The sequence below is a fragment of the uncultured Gimesia sp. genome, assembly GCF_963972345.1.
In the GTDB taxonomy this organism is placed as follows: domain Bacteria; phylum Planctomycetota; class Planctomycetia; order Planctomycetales; family Planctomycetaceae; genus Gimesia.
In genome coordinates, this window is the sequence record NZ_CAXAVM010000038.1 from 1 (window position 1) to 16,688 (window position 16,688).

Below are 16,688 nucleotides of genomic sequence, written 5' to 3' on the forward strand. Positions count from 1 at the left end.
ATAGAGACGTTTGGATTCCGGATGGCATTCAGCAGACGCTGGTTGATCTGTTTCTGAGGTTGTTTGAGACCGTAATGCAGCACGGCAATCACCCAGTCGGCTTCACTGAGGACATCATCGGGCAGGTCCATGCTGCCATCTTCGAGGATGTCGCATTCGATGCCTTTCAATATCTGAATGCCGGAAATTTTGTCCTGTACTTTGTCGATCTCTTTCCAGAGTTCCCGCAGACGTTTCGCATCCAGACCGTTGGCCATGGTGACCCGTTTGGAATGGTCGGTGATGGCGATATATTGATAACCTTTGGCTTTGGCTCCTTCCGCCATTTCCAGGATGGAAGCCGTGCCATCGGTGGCCGTTGTATGCATATGCAGGTCGCCGCGAATGTCTTTCAGTTCGATCAGGTCCGGTAAACTGTCGTTCTCTGCGGCTTCAAATTCCAACCGGTTTTCTCGGATTTCCGGCGGGATCCAGGGGAGTTCGAGTGTTTTGTAAACGTCTTCCTCGGTCTTGCCGGAAACGAGTTCGTCCTCGCGAAACAGGCCGTACTCATTCAGTTTGAGACCTCGATCCTGCGAACGGCGTCTGAGTACAATATTGTGTTCCTTGGAGCCGGTGAAGTAGAGCAGGGCGGCGCCATAGGATTCTTCGGGGACCACGCGGAGGTCCAGTTCGAGGCCGGAGTTAAGCCTGACGCGCTGCTTGGTATCACCTCGGGCAAGGACCTTATTCACCAGTTCGTGTGCCTCCAGTGCGTCCATGACTTCGGCAGGCTGGCTGGAGGTGACGAGCACATCCAGGTCACCGACCGTTTCTTTTCGCCTGCGACAACTGCCGGCTTCCGAAATCTGCTGCACGGAGTCGAGTTGACTGAGATCATGAATGATGGCATCGGACTGTGCTTTCGCTTCAGCGAGCCGAACACGGTTACCCGCCTGGCTGAGATGTTCGAGGCCTTCCAGAATGATCTGTTCTGTTTTTTTACCGAAGCCTTTCTGCTCGGCGATGACACCATTTTCGGCGGCCGCTTTAAGATCATCGAGAGACTGAATGGAAAGTTCAGAAAAGAGAAAGGCGACTTTTTTCGGTCCGATTCCTGGAATATCCAGCATGCGGACGACATCGGCGGGGATTTGTTCTTTGAGTTCTTCCAGTTGTGGAAGCGTGGAGGTTTCCACAATGATGACAATTTTTTCGGCGAGGTCTTTGCCGATGCCCGGCAGTTCCTGCAATTCACCGGGGTTGGATTCGACGATATCCTGTACGGAGTCCGGCAGTCCCGAGATCGTGCGTGCGGCGTTTCGATAGGCGCGAAGCCGAAAGGGATTGGCGCCTTGAATTTCCAGCAGGTCTGCCAGTTCCTCAAACTGGCGTGCGATTTCTGAGTTTTGCATAGTCCAGATCCGGATGATTGATCAAAGAGAGTGGAAACCGATTGTCGTATCGTATCTCTTTACGATAACGGGATTGGCGCATAAAAAAAGTGCAAGGCGGTCAGGCACTTGCACTTTGTTGAGACTTGGTGATTCTGTGATTATTTGCTGGCAATTTTTGCAGAATCGGTAATGGCAAACCAGCCGGAATTCACAGGGACATCCTGTTTGGCCACACGGGGTGCAGAGAAGCTGGTGCGAATGGTCAGCCGTTCTGCGCGGGGCGCTGATTTCCAGGTGATTTTCTGATCCAGGTTCAAAGGACGAACCCGCAGAGGAGGAAAGTTGGTTTCCTGTTCTGCTTTAGGAGCTTTGATAGCCGGTTCCTGAATGGGGGCCGACTTTTTCTGGGGGATGGCGGTTTCAGGAAGTTTACCATCAGGAGTTACTTTGAAGGCATCGGTTGAATTTCCACCGCCGAACAGATCGTTGCTGTCTTCTTTTTTCTCAGGCCCAAAGTCTGGCTGGCTGCGTTCCGGTCTCGTATTTTCTGGCACGATCGGATTGGCACGCGGCACAGGCTGAGTTTCTCCCTCTGGTTTCACAGGGGGTTGAAACAGGTCGTTGGCTTCATCCTTCGGCATGGGAGTTGAATTCATGGGACTGCGATCGTAGCGTCGCTGTTCGAATCCGGAATCTTCGACACCTGGTCCTGGATTGCCGGAATTCATCGGTTCATCGGCAAATGTTTTGGGTGTGGTGCTTTCCACTTCACGCGGTGGGGGAACAGGATTCCCCGAGTTCGGATCGGGAGTGGGAGTACTGGCGGTGGCCGGGTTATACGAAACCCCACATTGTCCTGTACTGCAGCCAGCTGCACCGCAGGCGCCTGTTGCACATCCACCAATGCCGCAACCACCCATTCCGCAGGATCCACAGCCGACCGGGCCATAATAACTGCCGGTAGAAGCATAGGCTGTTCCGCCACTAAAATTACGGTAGCTGACGCCCACTGCTTGCGGGTTATTGAGCAGATACCAGCGGTAGGCGGCCCGTGAACTGCGCCGTGACCGGGCGTTATTCATGGTTCCGCCGTAGTAGCTTGTGTAGCCGGGCTGACCACAGCAGTTGCCACTGTTCATCATGCCATATCCACCATAGTTGGTGGTATAGGGGGCAGGAGCGTAACCGGCACCATAAGCCATGGGACCGTTCCGGCTTGGGCCAAAGATTGCATTATAAGTCCAGGGAATGATTCCCGCATTGGACTCAGCCAGAGACATCATGGCAATGGTCAGGAAACAACCGACCGTCAGACAGACTTTTTTCAGATTCATTTTTTTTCGAAGACTCATCATCCATTCGACCTTTTTAAATCGAGCTCAACAATTGCACGACCAGGGGCAGTAAGCCATGCCGAAAGAAGACGTAGTCCATCACGCCAGATTCTCTATATTTCCAATATATCGAAAACTTATCCCTAAGTTACTCTTTTGTACCCAGATGATCGTACCGATGTCAATGATTGGGATTGTTGCTCCGGTCGGTTAAACTAAGTTTTTAAACAGTAATTTATAATATTTCGCGATAGTCTCCATTTTAACTAAAGTCTGATTTATCGGGATTGCTCCTGTATTTGAGGCTCAATCGCCGATGGGAACATTGGATGGCGGTTTTTGGATCAATAAATGATGATAAGTTGATGTATTGGAAAGACTTAATAAAAAAATTGTGAATCAGAATCTCACCGGGGCGGATTCCGGAAAGTGGAAAATCTCTGAGAGGTGTTAGCACCTGAAAAACAGCCGAGTTCCTCTACCCCAAAATTCAAAAAAATGGTATTGTCCGCGGCCTGAATCCGGCAGAACCCTGTCTGCTGGCGGGGACTTTATCTGATAATTTCGCTTCAGGCTTGTGACTTCATGGAGGAAGATCACCAGAGCGTATGAGAGATCGTTGTGCCAACACGTTTTCTGAACCCCGGTTCGGTGTGCCGAACTTGAATCGCTCCGATTGCGCGCGGAACGCGCTATTCAGGCAATGCGCCAGGTGGTTGTGTGTGGCGCTGCTGATACTTGTCTGTTCGAGTTGTGTGAGCTGGAAGCAGAAAATGGCGATTCTGGATTCCGAGTCGCAGGATCTGGTTGAACAGGTGCGGGTCGCGACCGAGAGTGGACGTCAGGAGCAGGCTGCAGAACTGCTGAAACAGGCTGTCGCATCCAATCCCAACAATGCCGCTGTGCGACAGCAACTGTCCGAATTTCTGATTGCCAACGGGTACTCGGAAGAAGCCATTCAACAATTGCAGAAGACGACTGTTCTGGCCCCCGATGATCCACGTCCTTATATTGACCTCTCTTATCTGCTGTATGAGAAGAAACAGTACACGGATGCGTTGAAAAACCTGGAACTGGGGCTGACCCTGGACCCGACAAATATTCGCGCCCTGATTCTGAAAGGGGAACTGGAGGAACTGGCGGGGCTGAATTCTTCTGCCGTGGAAACGTATCATCGTGTTTTGCAGGTGGAACCCTATAACATCGTCTCACGGCTGAAACTGGCGGGCCTGGAGATCAAGCTGGGAGAACCAAACCGGGCCACACCGATTCTGCGACCGATCTGTCACAATACGAGTGCCACGATTGATCAGCGAGCCGAGGCACAGTGGATGCTGGGCATCGCCTATGGTGCAGAGCAGCGATGGACGGATTCGGTCGCTTCGCTGGAGCAGGCATTGAAAAATCGTGAGCAGAATTCGGCTGATGACTGGTATCGGATGGCGTACGCCTGCCTGCAGGCCAATCAGATGGAGAAAGTGTATCCGGCGGTCACCCAGGCGCTGACATTGAACCCGATGCATACTGAAACCAATCGCCTGTCAAACTTTCTGACCCAACAGACCAATCAGATCAATATTCAGCAGGCATCCATGTATACGCCTCTGCATCGCCCCGGTTTTATCGGACAGGAACCGGAACGGATTCCGATTGAAACCCTGCAACCCCCCGAAGGCTGGGAACGCGTTACCAGGCACTCCGTTTCTTCTGCCAGATCGAGTTCTCCTTAGGTGCGAATGTATAGGGCAGGAAACTCCAACTGTCTCACCTGCCCGGCAGGATTGTTCCCGTCATTCAGAACGGATTCCGTCTGCGGAATTATTCGTAATTTCAGGTCAGAAAAGGGCTTATTTCGACTTATGGCCGGTAAATGCAGAATTTTGATACTTGAAAAAAGTATACACGGGACTAAATGATATAAAGGTAAGACTTTGCTATAGTATGTACCAGTAAATGTTTTCGATGAATTTCAGATGAATTAAAAGACTGTCCCCGGCTGGGTTTTTGAATCAATTGAGTGATTCCGTGTGTGACTCCTCAAAGTGGATTCTTAAGGGACGCGTCAAAAAAACGCGATCCGGTACCACCAGCAAAACAGCAGTGACAGCCCAATGAAAGACGTTTGTATGTTTGAATTTGTTTCCGATGCTCTGAATCTCAAACAGATGGGAGCTGCTGATCAGGGTACGCAATCTGTCATGTCCACAGACTCCCGCGCGGTCTCCACAGCAAGCCTGCTGCCTGATGTTGCCAATGAACTGCTGCCTACAGCTGGCGGTACACTGGAACGTGTGGGGATGTCAGGGGTGGAGCTGGTTCTGCGGTTGCGCGACGCCTCGGGCGAGATCTTTCGCACACCGGCCCGGGCGGATGCTGCCGTCAGCCTGGATGACGAAAACGTCAAAGGCATTCACATGTCACGGCTGTTTCTGAGCCTGAACAATCGACTGGCGGATACCGAACTGACTCTGCCTGTCGTCAATGATATCCTGAAGGATTTCATTCGCACGCATCAGGATATGAGCTCCAGCAGTTACCTGACCTTAACCTACGAGCATTCACTGAAACGCCCCGCGTTACTCTCGGATCATGCCGGCTGGCGTGCCTATCCGGTCAAGATTCAGAGTGCCTGCCAGCAAGGCGTCTTTCGTCATCAGCTGCAGATCAGACTGACTTATTCCAGTACCTGCCCCTGTTCGGCGGCTCTCTCCCGGCAGTTGATCCAGCAGGCATTCGAAAATCGGTTCGGCGATCGCAGCGAGCTGACACACGATGAAATCGTGCAGTGGCTGGGAACGCCGGAAGCGATCCTGGCAGTGCCCCACAGCCAGCGGAGTCACGCTGACGTGTGTGTGGAACTGGAAAGTGACGTCGATGACTTTCCGATTGCAGCGCTGATTGATTACCTGGAACGGGTGATTGCCACCCCGGTGCAGACGGCTGTCAAACGGCAAGACGAACAGGAGTTTGCCCGGCTGAACGGCGCGAACCTGATGTTCTGCGAAGACGCCGCCCGAAAACTGAAAGGCGCACTGGAGCATTATGCCGGTATCAAGGATTTCCGCGTGGAGATCAACCACCTCGAAAGTCTGCATCCACACGATGCTTCCGCCGTGGCAATCAAAAATCGGTCATAATCCGGGTGGAAGTCACAATCCTAGCCTGCCCTGTGCAGGCTTTTTTTATTGGCAGGGAGCAAAATCAACTGAAGCCCGCGTTACCCCGGCTTTTCTATTTTGACTCGAGTGATGAGTTTTTTGAGGTTGCTTCTTGCCAAGAGTTGTTGGATCCAATAACTTAATTTTATTAAAGAAATTACTTTCGGTTGAGCCCGCAATCGGGTTTGTTGTAGCGCGGGGCAGAGCTGGAATTCTCTCCCGGCGCCATTTAATTCAGGAAAGCGCATATGTATTTGAAACGACTACTGACGATCACCTGTGTCTGTCTGGCTGCTGTCTGGAGTGCTGGAGCAACAGCGGAAGACAAAGTCATCACTCCCAAAGATGGTGTGATTCATCTGTTTAACGGCAAGAATCTGGATGGACTGTATGTCTGGAATCGCGATACCGCCTATGAAGATCCCCGTGAGATCTTCACTGTGAAAGATGGTATGCTGCATATTTCCGGCGATGGTTATGGCGGATTGATTACCAAGAATGACTACCGTGATTATCACATGGTCATCGAATTCAAGTGGGGCGAAAAAACCTGGGGCAAGCGGGAAGACCGTGCCCGCGATTCAGGCGTCCTGATTCACTGCCATGGTCCTGATGGCGGATACGGCAATACCTGGATGGCTTCGATCGAAGCACAGATCATCGAAGGGGGCGTGGGTGACATCCTGGTCTTAACAGGGAAAGATCCCAAGACCGGTGAGACACTGCCGACTTCTCTGACCACCAAAATCACCAAAGACCGCGATGGTGAAAAAGTCTGGAAAAAGGACGGCGAAGAAATCACACTCAGTTCCGGTCGGATCAACTGGTTTGGTCGTGACCCCGACTGGGCAGACAAAGTTGGCTTCCGCGGCAAAGATGATGTCGAAAGCAAGTTCGGCGAATGGACGCGGATGGATGTCATCTGTAAAGGTGACAAGATTGAATACCAGGTGAACGGCGTGACTGTAAATGCAGGATACAACGCCAAGCCCGATTATGGCAAACTGCTGGTGCAGACCGAAATGGCCGAGATGTGGGTTCGCAAGTGGGACCTGTATCCACTGGGCGAAGCACCCAAATACAAGAAAGACTAAGTTCACACATCGTGAATTCAGCCCTGCTGCGGTGAGGACCGGAGCAGGGCTTTTTGATGCGCAGTATGAAGAGTCAGAGGCCGTGGCTCTCTCTTTGCCGGGGCTGTTACTTCTTCATCGTGACCGGGGAGTCATCTTTGTCCGCCAGCTCGGGGATTTCTTCCTGCATCACGGTAAACATCTCGGCGACTTCGGGTTTGAAGACATCGCCGATCAGGATGTCGACGAGGTTGGATTTGAATTGGGGATACTGCCTGAGGAAGTTCCCGAAGCTGAAGCCGGGGGTGTAGAAGGCGTAAACCAGTTTGCGGAAGTTGTCGACGCCTTCCTTGTATCCGGGATACCAGTGGCTCAGACGTTCGACTGAAAAGTCGTCTGTTTCGTAAGCTTCGTTGATGGCATCGGCGATCATTTCACCCGATTTCATCGCCAGGAAGACGCCACTGGAGTAAACGGGATCGATGAAGCCGAGTGCGTCACCCGCCAGCATCCAGCCGGGACCGGCAGGTTGTGTGGAGTGATACGAGAAATCTTTGGTGGTCATGAATTCGGTAACGGGCTGCGCATCGGTCAGGCGGCCTTTGATGCCGATACAGCGTTCGACTTCCTGAAAGAAGATTTCTTCGCTGTTCCCTCGCTCTTTGGAGAACATGTATTTCATATCGCCGGTACAACCAATGCTGACCACATTGTCGGGGAGCGGAATGTACCAGAACCAGGACCGTTTGCCTTCGGTCTGCAGGATGAGCGTGGCTCCTTCGTCGATGCCGGGATCGCGTTGTGCATTTTTGAAGTGGGCCCAGACGGTCCCTTTTCGCAGAACAGGATCTGCTTCCTTGAGCTTGAGTCGATTCACAATGAATCCGGATTGCCCGCTGGCATCGACGACCATTTTGGCGGTGATCTCGCGGGTTTCCTGGTTGCTCAGTTTGACTTTGACGCCGGTGACCTGTTCGCCTTGCGTCAGCAGGTCCAGAACCTGCACGCTGCTGTGAAAAGTCGCGCCCTGTTTGCGGGCATTGTTGATCAGCATCTGATCAAATTCGGCGCGGAGGACCTGCCAGGTTTGCGAGCTTTCGTGGTCTTTGTGTTCGTGGAAGTAGAAGGGCATCGTTTCGACGCCTTCATCCGTTACGAACTGGACACTGAATTTTTTGGGAAACGCGGTCTGTTTGAGCTGCTCGATCAGGCCGAGCCGTTGGAGCGGCCAGTAGGTTTCCGGGATCAATGATTCGCCGACATGGAAGCGGGGGAAGCGGGCGCGATCGACGACCAGGGTTTTGCCTCCCTGTTCGGCGAGCAGGGCAGCTACCGTGGAGCCTGCAGGGCCGGCTCCGATGATTACGACATCGTATTCAGATTCGAGTTCAGGCTGTTCTTTCAGGTCCGTATCAAGCATGGAAAACCCTTGGTCAGTCAGTATAAATTCAGTTAGCGAGCAAGCTGGTTCAGGATTACGTCTCCCCCGCTGTTCAGGTCGAGTCGTTGGGGATCAAAGCCGTGCTGGTTTAGGGAAGACACATTCCCCGGCTGATTTCAGGGAGTTATAGAAGCGGGGATGAAACTTCCAAGAGGTCAATTGCCGGTTGTTGATTACAAAATATAGTTGCCAGGCGTCCATAGGTTATCTGGCCTGGTTCGATTTTCATGACTTTCGACAGACCGGGACCTGCTGTAATACGGAGCACGGCTCCCAGGTCGACATGTCTGAGTACGTTATGGTTGATTAAAACCCGCCCCAGCGGAATTTCGCCGGCGAGGATTTCGTCTTTGACGGCCTGGGTCACATAATCAAAATTGAATCTGACAATCCCGAACTGGACGACATCGTCTGTGCCACTTTTGGATAACAGGATCTGTCTGCTGTAAATGTTTTCATCAAGTTTCTGGTCCAGCACGGTGACATCGACAGAAGTCTTGTGATATTCCTCCATCGTGACAGTCATGTGGTGATAGTGTGCGAGCAACGATTTATAAGGTTCCGGCAGACTGGCAGAGGAAACGTGTTCGGCCCGTTCGAACAGTCGTTGTTCGCTGGGAAACAATTTGACAAGTGCATCGAGTTCGTCTTGTGGGTTCACTTGAAAATGATTTCTTTTATCAGGGGAGGATCTGGAGGTGTAGAGCTATCAGCTAGCATAGGAATTTTATGTGTATCGTACCATACGATGTTCTGGTTCGAAATATTCAGTCAGCAGACTGTCTGCCTGTAGCATGCCTTTTCGGGTCAGTTTAACCTGGGAATCGTCGTAAGTCAGGTAACCCGCTTTCTGCTGGTTTTGCAATGCTTCGGAAAATTCTTCGGTGAGATCGACGCCGAATTTATCCTTGAATGGCTGGGTCAGCACGCGACCTTCTTTGAGTTGCAGAATAAATTCGCGAATCAGTCGCTGGTGTTCGGAAGGCTCCAGAGCACGGTTAATCGGCAGGTCCCCTTTTTCGACCGTTTCCAGGTAGTCTTCCAGGCGGTCGAGGTTCTGGTAATGGACGCCCTGCATATGTCCGAACGATGAGACACCTGTGGCAATGATGTCGTTGCCGCGGAACAGGTTGTCACGGTAGACGAAGCGATCTGTTTCGGGGTTTTTCACAAGTTCATTTCCGCTGGCGAGGTGATAACCTTTCGCCTGCAGGGTTTCGATGGCTTCATTCATCCAGCGGCGTTTGGTGGTCCAGTTGGCGATGGGCGAGGTGATGCCCATCTCTTTCATTTCTTTGGAGATGATCGTGTTGTGGGGGAGTTCCATCTGGTAGATGGTGATATTATCCGGTGCGAATTCGGCGGCTTTTTCGACGGACTCGGACCAGTTCTCATCGGTTTCTCCCATCATGCCGGCAATCAGGTCGATGTTGACCTGGGGGAAACCCACCTGCTGAATCCAGTCGTAGGCTTTGTAGACTTCAGGAGTGAGGTGGGCACGTCCGTTGGCTTCGAGCAGTTTGTCATTGAAACTTTCCACTCCCAGGGAGATGCGGGTGATGCCGATCTCTTTGAGTGTCTCGACTTTTTCCTGATTCAGAGTTCCGGGTTCGCATTCGAAGGTCACTTCTTTGGCCGTTTCCCAGGAGAGCAGGCTGGACAGGCGGTCGCGAACCGAGAGCAGCTGTTTTGAACTGAGATAAGAGGGAGTTCCGCCACCAAAGTAGGTGAAGTCCAGGGTGCGGCCCTTAATGGCTTCAACCTGGCTCAGCATTTCGAATTCCTGCTGCAGTGCCTGCACGTAGCGTTCGATGGTTTTGGCGTTCTGTTTTTCGTAGACGCGAAAGTAACAGAACTTGCAGCGTTTGCGGCAGAAAGGAATATGAATATAGAGCCCCATCGGTATCGATGTATCAGGACTCTGATTCAAAACCTCGTGGATACGAGTTACGTATTCCTGCTTCCACTGAGAGAAAGGGGGGTAGTTCGAGATAAAGTAACTGCCGATTTCGGTAGTGCCTGTTGCTTCCAGATCCATAATTCTCTCAACGTTTTAATTAAATGTTCAGTGGAGTCAGCGACCGCGTTTCTGCTGTTTCCGGGGCTTATTACTTATTGTCACTTCTTTCCGAAACAATACAAGGCACCATTTCGGGATTCTGTGCCGATGATCAGATGTCCCGATCCAATCGCCGGGGAAGCGGTGATGTCATCACCCAGATTTTTTTTCCAGATAACCTTCCCTGTCTTCAGGTCCAATTCATACAGGTTATCGTCCGAAGATCCGATAAACACGCGATTGCCGAGAATCACCGGAGAGCTGTCCACGCGCCCCCGCGTACCAAAATCCCAGACCGATTTTCCGGTTTTGCGTTCGACGCAGTGAACCTGTTTATCACGGCCGCCCGCAACAACATAATCGCTGGTGACCGCAGCAGAGGAATGATAGGGAAATTCTTTTTTGGGGTCTTTATAACGCCATTCGACTTTCAGGTCTTTCCAGTTGACCGAGATGATTTCGCTGGCATAAGTTCCCACATAGAGGCTGTCGCCCATTAACGCCGGTGATGCGATCAGGTAGGTTTCCAAGGGCATGTGGCTGTGCTGTTTACCGGTGTCGATGTCAATCACGCGGAGCTGTTCATCACAGCCGGTCACAAATGTGAAATTTTCTACGATCGCCGGGGAACAGTTCACATAACCGTCGGTTTCAAATCGCCAGACCAGGGAGCCATCGTTTTCATTGAGACAGTACAGCGAGTTGTCATAGCTGCCGAACAGGATTTTTCCGTGGGCGGTGATATTGGCGCTGCTGATAATCTCGGCGTCAGTTTTGAACTGCCAGAGTTTTTTTCCGGTCTTCAGATCAATGGCGTGGAAGATCCCGTCTTCGTCACCCAGGTAAACGCCTTTCGCTGTAACAAGCGGCGACGATTTAAAGCCGGGAGCAAATTCCTTGGGATCAGGATTTTCAATCGAGCGGTACTTCCAGATCGGTTTTCCGGTTTTGAGTTCGAGGCATTCGACATAGCCGTTGAGCCCTGCCATATAAACGCGATCTCCGACAATCGCAGCGGTGGAGGCGACGCCATCAGAAGAAGGATGCTGCCAGAGCAGTTCCAGTTCAGCGGGCAGAGTTGAATCGGCGATGCCCTGCTGCAGTTTTCCGTTGCGGAAGGAAGCCCAGTTCCCTGGTGTTTTCTGCGGAGTATCGCCTGCTGCCTGCCCTGATTTGCCTGTGAGGCCCGCCTGTTCGGCAGCGGACGCATCACTGAATGAACAGGCCAGCAGAAGCATGCCGATCAATGACAGTGTGTACCGGGCCCGTATGAACCGGTTTGCAGATCGGGGATGAGTTAATACGCGCATTCGTACAAATCCCTTAGTGAGGATTGATCGACGGGTCGGGGGTTGAACTTGCCCGTCCATTGACGGGAGGCTTCTTCTGCCAGCTGGTCGACCAGATTCAGGTCGACTTCACATTCAGAGAGAGTGGTCGGCGCGCCTGCCAGCGAGACCAGTGACTGAAAATGTTCGGCTAATAAGCCTGCGCCGGCAGGGTCTTGAGGCTCACACAGGCCAATATCGGAGGCCAGCAGCGAGTACTGTCGTCCGACGAGTTCTGCATTAAAGCGAATGACGTGGGGCAGCATGATTCCGATGGCAATGCCATGCGTGAGACCAAAGTGGGCAGAGAGCGGGTTGGCTAGGGCATGCGTGGCACCCAGCATGGAATTCTCAATCGCGGCGCCTGCAAAGTGGGCACCCAGTTGCATGTTTCCGCGTGCTTTCAAATCTTCGGGAGTATTGAGTACCTGCGGGAAGCTGTTTACCAGCAGAGTCCAGGCGCGGCGGCTGAACAGCTGTGAGATTTCGTTGCGGGGTTTTGTGACGAACGTTTCCACTGCGTGGCTCAAGGCATCGATGCCGGTGACGTGCGTGACCGAACGGGGCATGGTCAGGGTAAGTTCGGGATCGAGGATGGCGACGCGGCAGGCGGCTTTTTTATCGCCACAGGCCATTTTCATGTGCGTCTCGGGGTGGGCGATGACGGCGAAAGACTGTGCTTCACTGCCGGTCCCGGCTGTTGTCGGAACCGCGATTAAGGGAAGCATCGGTTTGCGCGCTTTGCCGACACCCCAGTAGTCTTCTATTTTTCCGCCATTGGTCAGCAGGAAATTGATGCCTTTGGCGCAGTCCATACTGCTGCCTCCGCCCAGACCGACGATCAGATCAATCTCATGCTGGCGGGCGACCTTTAAGCCTCGTTCGACGTCTTCGGTGGTGGGATTGGCGTGCACGTCATCAAAAATAGTGATATCGATGCCGCTGTCCTGGAGCGAGGCGACGGCCCGGGCTTCGTGTCCGGCGGCTGCCAGTCCTTTGTCGGTGACCAGCAGAACGCGTTTGGCCCCTTCTGCTGAAGCGAGTTCTCCCAGGCGGCTCAGTGAACCACTGCCGAACACAATGCGTGTTCTGGGTTCGTAATCAAAGGCGGAAAGCGAGGCTCCTTCTTCCAGTTCTGTATTGAGCTTCGTTGTAGATTTCGAATCCATGACAACCATATTTTCCTTGCGAATTCTGTCAGGTAGGTCAGGCCGAGTGATGAGCTACACTGACAGGTTTAATTTTTAATCCGATTCTCTGGTGATGTCATTGATGAACAGGATCAAAGTTGTCTCAATAATATCTGGCGAGATTTTCAGGCAGGTTTCAGCGGGTACTCAATTTCAAAATGCAGATTCAAAACGCAGACAGTCCATTCCCATTCTGACTCTATTTAACACCGAGGTGGTACTGTGGGCATCGTTTAAAAAACCAAAGCGCGTGGCGATTGACTAATTCTGATCGAAACCGACAGGAATTTCCAGTAGTCAGCACTGATTTATAAGTGTTCCCTCCTCATAAGCGAAGTGAAAATCCAAGTTTAGGGAAATCTTACTCTAAATACAGTCTGTTATTATGGATATAAACTTCGACCGAGCGCGGCGTCATATAGCGGACACTTCTGTTTTCGTGAATTCGCTGGCGGATGTCGGTTGAGGAAATTTCGATGCCCGGCATGCTGACCCAGGAGATTTTCCTGTCGATGGATTCACCGAATTTCTGTTTTAACTCGGTCAAATCTGGTAGACTGATGTGAGGGCGATTGACGCCGATCAGGCTGGCCAGTTCCAGAATGGCTTCCGGTTCGCGCCAGGTATGCAGGTCTCTGACCGAATCTGCACCGATGATGAGAAAGAATTCGTCCCGCGGGTGCAGGGCCTGCAGTTCCTGCAGTGTTGCCACCGTATAACTGGGTCCCTCACGGTGCAGTTCCAGATCTTTGATGAGAAACGCGGGGTGACCGGCAACTGCGAAGTCGAGCATTTCCCGTCGCTGTTTGCCGGAAGTGACATGCTTGACTTCCTTGTGAGGCGGGTTACCGGCGGGGATGAACCAGATCTGATCCAGTTGGCATTGTTCGCGGCACTGTTCTGCCATCAGGAGATGTGCATTGTGCACAGGGTCGAACGTCCCACCTAATATTCCAATCCGCATTATTTATCTTTTCTATCCCGCATTCCAGTCAGGTCTGTCGTTCAGAACCATTCAGATGGAAGTCGAGGAATCTTTTATTGTGAAATCTCGATAGTCGAGATTGTTTGTTGAGTTCAGCCTGGGAAAGAGTTACAAAACAAAAGAACCCTTTCCCCTAGTGCTTTGTCAAGCTAGAAATTGAGGGTTGGGGGTGTTGTTGACGTGCTCCGTTGTCGCACTCTCGTGATATCTATCAACCCAAAATTTAAAAATGACACTCCCCTAGTATATCCAGCTGGCGTGATGAGTAAACCGAAGCAACAGAGCCTGTTTGAAGAAGAAGAGCTTCCCGAGAATCCCATGCCCTGGGAACGGGAGTCGGCACAGGATCTGTACCTGGCGGAAATCGTTCTGAACCGCCCCGTCGATCGGGTGTTTCACTACAAAGTACCAGAAGAACTGAGACCGCTGCTGCGGGCAGGACATCGGGTGCAGGTCCCCTTTGGCAGAGGAAACCAGCTGGCGCCCGGTTATTGTGTGGGCGTGGGGCCTGGTGATGAGAATCTGCCCAGCGTGCGTCTGAAGTCGGTCGAAGCCATTCTGGACAGTCGCCCGTTGTTCAATGCCAAAATGCTGAAACTCACGCGCTGGATTGCCGATCGATATCTCTGCAGTTGGGGACAGGTGCTGGACTGCGTGGTTCCCGCGGGAGTCAAAAACCAGGCCGGGACCCGGATGGTGACGGTGTTTGAAGTGGTGCCCACTGCTCCTGGGGGAACATCACAGACAGAGGTGCCACAGACAGAGGCCATTGAGAAACTGCCCGCGAAACAACGCGCCGTTTATGAGGCACTCAAGTCAGCTGCCAGGCCACTCACGATGGAAGAACTCACGCAGTTGGCCGAATGTGGTTCCGGTCCGGTGACTTCGCTGAAAAAAAAATCTTTAATCAGCAGTCACCAGAAACGGATGCAGTACTTTGAAAATGATGACGATGTCGTGCACGCGCATATTCAGAAACAGGATGACCTCAAGCTGAATCGAGATCAGCGACTCGCCCTGGACCAGGTTCTGACAGCCATTCGTGCTCAGCAGAGTGAGACCTTTGTGCTGCACGGCGTGACCGGCAGCGGCAAAACCGAAGTTTACATCCAGGCGATTCGCGAAGTGGTGAGCTACGGACAGCAGGCGATTGTGCTCGTTCCGGAAATCAGCCTGACGCCTCAGGCAATCCAGCGGTTTCGTTCCCGCTTCGATTCGGTGGCCGTGTTACACAGCCATTTAACCGACAGTGACCGGCATTATCACTGGCAGAATATCGCTGCCGGCAAGGTGCAGGTGATCGTCGGTGCCCGCAGTGCAGTCTTTGCCCCGGCACCGCATCTGGGTTTGATTATCATTGATGAAGAACACGAAACGTCCTTCAAGCAGGAGACCGCCCCCCGCTATCACGCGCGGGAAGTGGCCCGCAAGCGATCTGAACTGGAGCGTGTCCCGTTAATACTGGGGTCCGCGACGCCGACATTGAATTCGTGGTTACGGGTGATTGAGAAAAAAGACACGCTGATTTCCATGCCCCGTCGTGTCAATGATCTGCCGATGCCGGGTGTGAATATTGTGGATGTGCGAAATGACGTCCAGATCAGACGCAATGAGTCGATCGGACGCGTGTTATTTACCGGAATGCAACATGCGCTGGGGGCCGGCGGGCAGGTGATTCTGTTTCTGAATCTGCGTGGTTATTCGCCGGCACTGTGGTGTAAGGGATGCGGGAATTCGGTGAAGTGTCCGCATTGTGAAATTTCACTCACCTGGCATCGCGATAAGAATCTGGCGGTGTGTCACAGTTGTGATTTTTCCGCCAAACCACCCACGAACTGCCCTGGCTGTGGTGCGCCGGGGCTCCGATTCGTGGGAGCGGGAACGCAACGACTGGAAGAAGAGGTCAAAGCCAAGTTCCCCGGTTATTCTTGTCAGCGGATGGACAGCGATACGATGCGCGGCACCGGCAGCCATGCGCGCGTGTTAAATGCGTTTGCCGGTGGGGAAGTGGATATCCTGCTGGGAACCCAGATGATTGCCAAGGGACTGGACTTTCCGAATGTGACGCTGGTGGGAGTCGTGGATGCCGATACGATGCTGCACCAACCCGACCTGTTTGCTTCCGAACGCACGTTCCAGTTGATCGCGCAGGTCGCGGGGCGCACGGGGCGGGGAATGCAGGGGGGACGCGTTTTCGTGCAGTCTTCTTCGCCGACGGAGCCTGCAATTGTGAAAGCGTCGGAACACGATTTCCTCGGCTTTGCCCGGCTGGAACTGGGGCACCGCAAAGAGATGCTGGCGCCTCCGTTTTCCCATTACGCACGGGTGATTTTGCGCGGACCACAGGAAGAACATGTCGAACACTTTGCCCGTGAACTGGCAACAGTTTTGAGTGATGCAGCGAACGCGAAGCAGCTGCAGGTACAGATTCTGGGGCCGGCACCGGCTCCGATTATCCGGCTGAAAAAGTACTTCCGCTATCATTTTCAACTCGCGGCAATTGATGTCGAACAGATCCTGCAGCTCTGGCATGAGGTGGAAGATAAACTGCCTCGCGAAAAAGGAATCGAATATATCATCGATGTCGATCCGGTTAACATGCGATAACCGGTTCCCCTGGTTGAGATTCCGTTTCCGCAGTGAATGCCGTCGATTCGCAATTGCAATTGCCGGTCTCGCAGGTTTGAATAGTATCAATGTGCGTTCAAGCTCTCCCCGTGATACGAACCGTCCTGACAAAAGAC

The 16,688-nt window shown here is 52.6% G+C and carries 12 protein-coding genes; 4 read left to right on the plus strand and 8 right to left on the minus strand.

The features are described 5' to 3' along the window. Positions 1–1,394 (minus strand): DNA polymerase/3'-5' exonuclease PolX (gene polX, locus AACZ40_RS08960; RefSeq protein WP_339674107.1); only part of this gene is annotated, 1,394 nt, incomplete at its 3' end. 140 nt (positions 1,395–1,534) lie between these two features. Next, positions 1,535–2,731 (minus strand): hypothetical protein, encoded by a 1,197-nt coding sequence (locus tag AACZ40_RS08965; protein WP_291173408.1) that lies wholly within the window; start codon positions 2,729–2,731, stop codon positions 1,535–1,537. A 701-nt stretch (positions 2,732–3,432) separates the two neighbouring features. Between AACZ40_RS08965 and AACZ40_RS08970 the strand changes: the two genes are divergently transcribed. From AACZ40_RS08970 to AACZ40_RS08980, 3 genes are all read left to right on the plus strand, one after another. Further along, a complete protein-coding gene (locus AACZ40_RS08970) occupies positions 3,433–4,440 on the plus strand; it encodes a tetratricopeptide repeat protein (protein ID WP_291173412.1) in 1,008 nt (335 codons plus the stop codon). A 381-nt stretch (positions 4,441–4,821) separates the two neighbouring features. Then, positions 4,822–5,847, plus strand: coding sequence for a GTP cyclohydrolase FolE2 (folE2, locus tag AACZ40_RS08975; protein ID WP_339674113.1), 1,026 nt, complete (start codon positions 4,822–4,824; stop codon positions 5,845–5,847). Between the two features lie 269 nt (positions 5,848–6,116). Beyond that, a complete protein-coding gene (locus tag AACZ40_RS08980) occupies positions 6,117–6,962 on the plus strand; it encodes a DUF1080 domain-containing protein (RefSeq protein ID WP_291173417.1) in 846 nt (281 codons plus the stop codon). A gap of 106 nt (positions 6,963–7,068) precedes the next feature. Here AACZ40_RS08980 and AACZ40_RS08985 read toward each other — a convergent pair whose 3' ends face one another. The 6 genes from AACZ40_RS08985 to nadD all read right to left on the minus strand — a co-directional run bounded on the left by AACZ40_RS08985 (position 7,069) and on the right by nadD (position 13,923). Next, positions 7,069–8,361, minus strand: a complete 1,293-nt coding sequence (locus AACZ40_RS08985) for an NAD(P)/FAD-dependent oxidoreductase (RefSeq protein ID WP_339674116.1) — start codon at positions 8,359–8,361, stop codon at positions 7,069–7,071. 145 nt (positions 8,362–8,506) lie between these two features. Continuing rightward, complete coding sequence (locus AACZ40_RS08990) at positions 8,507–9,043, minus strand: hypothetical protein (RefSeq protein ID WP_291173423.1); 537 nt, start codon at positions 9,041–9,043, stop codon at positions 8,507–8,509. A 66-nt stretch (positions 9,044–9,109) separates the two neighbouring features. Continuing rightward, positions 9,110–10,420, minus strand: a complete 1,311-nt coding sequence (locus AACZ40_RS08995; protein ID WP_291173425.1) for a coproporphyrinogen-III oxidase family protein — start codon at positions 10,418–10,420, stop codon at positions 9,110–9,112. Between the two features lie 80 nt (positions 10,421–10,500). Beyond that, the gene (locus AACZ40_RS09000) at positions 10,501–11,751 is read right to left on the minus strand and encodes a PQQ-binding-like beta-propeller repeat protein (RefSeq protein WP_291173427.1); all 1,251 of its coding nucleotides are present in this window, start codon (positions 11,749–11,751) and stop codon (positions 10,501–10,503) included. Beyond that, positions 11,739–12,938 carry an iron-containing alcohol dehydrogenase gene (locus AACZ40_RS09005; protein WP_291173430.1) on the minus strand — a complete coding sequence of 400 codons (1,200 nt, stop codon included), beginning with the start codon at positions 12,936–12,938 and terminating at the stop codon, positions 11,739–11,741. The genes AACZ40_RS09000 and AACZ40_RS09005 overlap by 13 nt, the downstream gene beginning before the upstream one ends. A gap of 382 nt (positions 12,939–13,320) precedes the next feature. Beyond that, complete coding sequence (gene nadD, locus AACZ40_RS09010; RefSeq protein WP_291173433.1) at positions 13,321–13,923, minus strand: nicotinate-nucleotide adenylyltransferase; 603 nt, start codon at positions 13,921–13,923, stop codon at positions 13,321–13,323. A gap of 282 nt (positions 13,924–14,205) precedes the next feature. Between nadD and priA the strand changes: the two genes are divergently transcribed. After that, the gene (gene priA / locus AACZ40_RS09015) at positions 14,206–16,551 is read left to right on the plus strand and encodes a primosomal protein N' (RefSeq protein ID WP_291177842.1); all 2,346 of its coding nucleotides are present in this window, start codon (positions 14,206–14,208) and stop codon (positions 16,549–16,551) included. Positions 16,552–16,688: the final 137 nt, after the last annotated feature.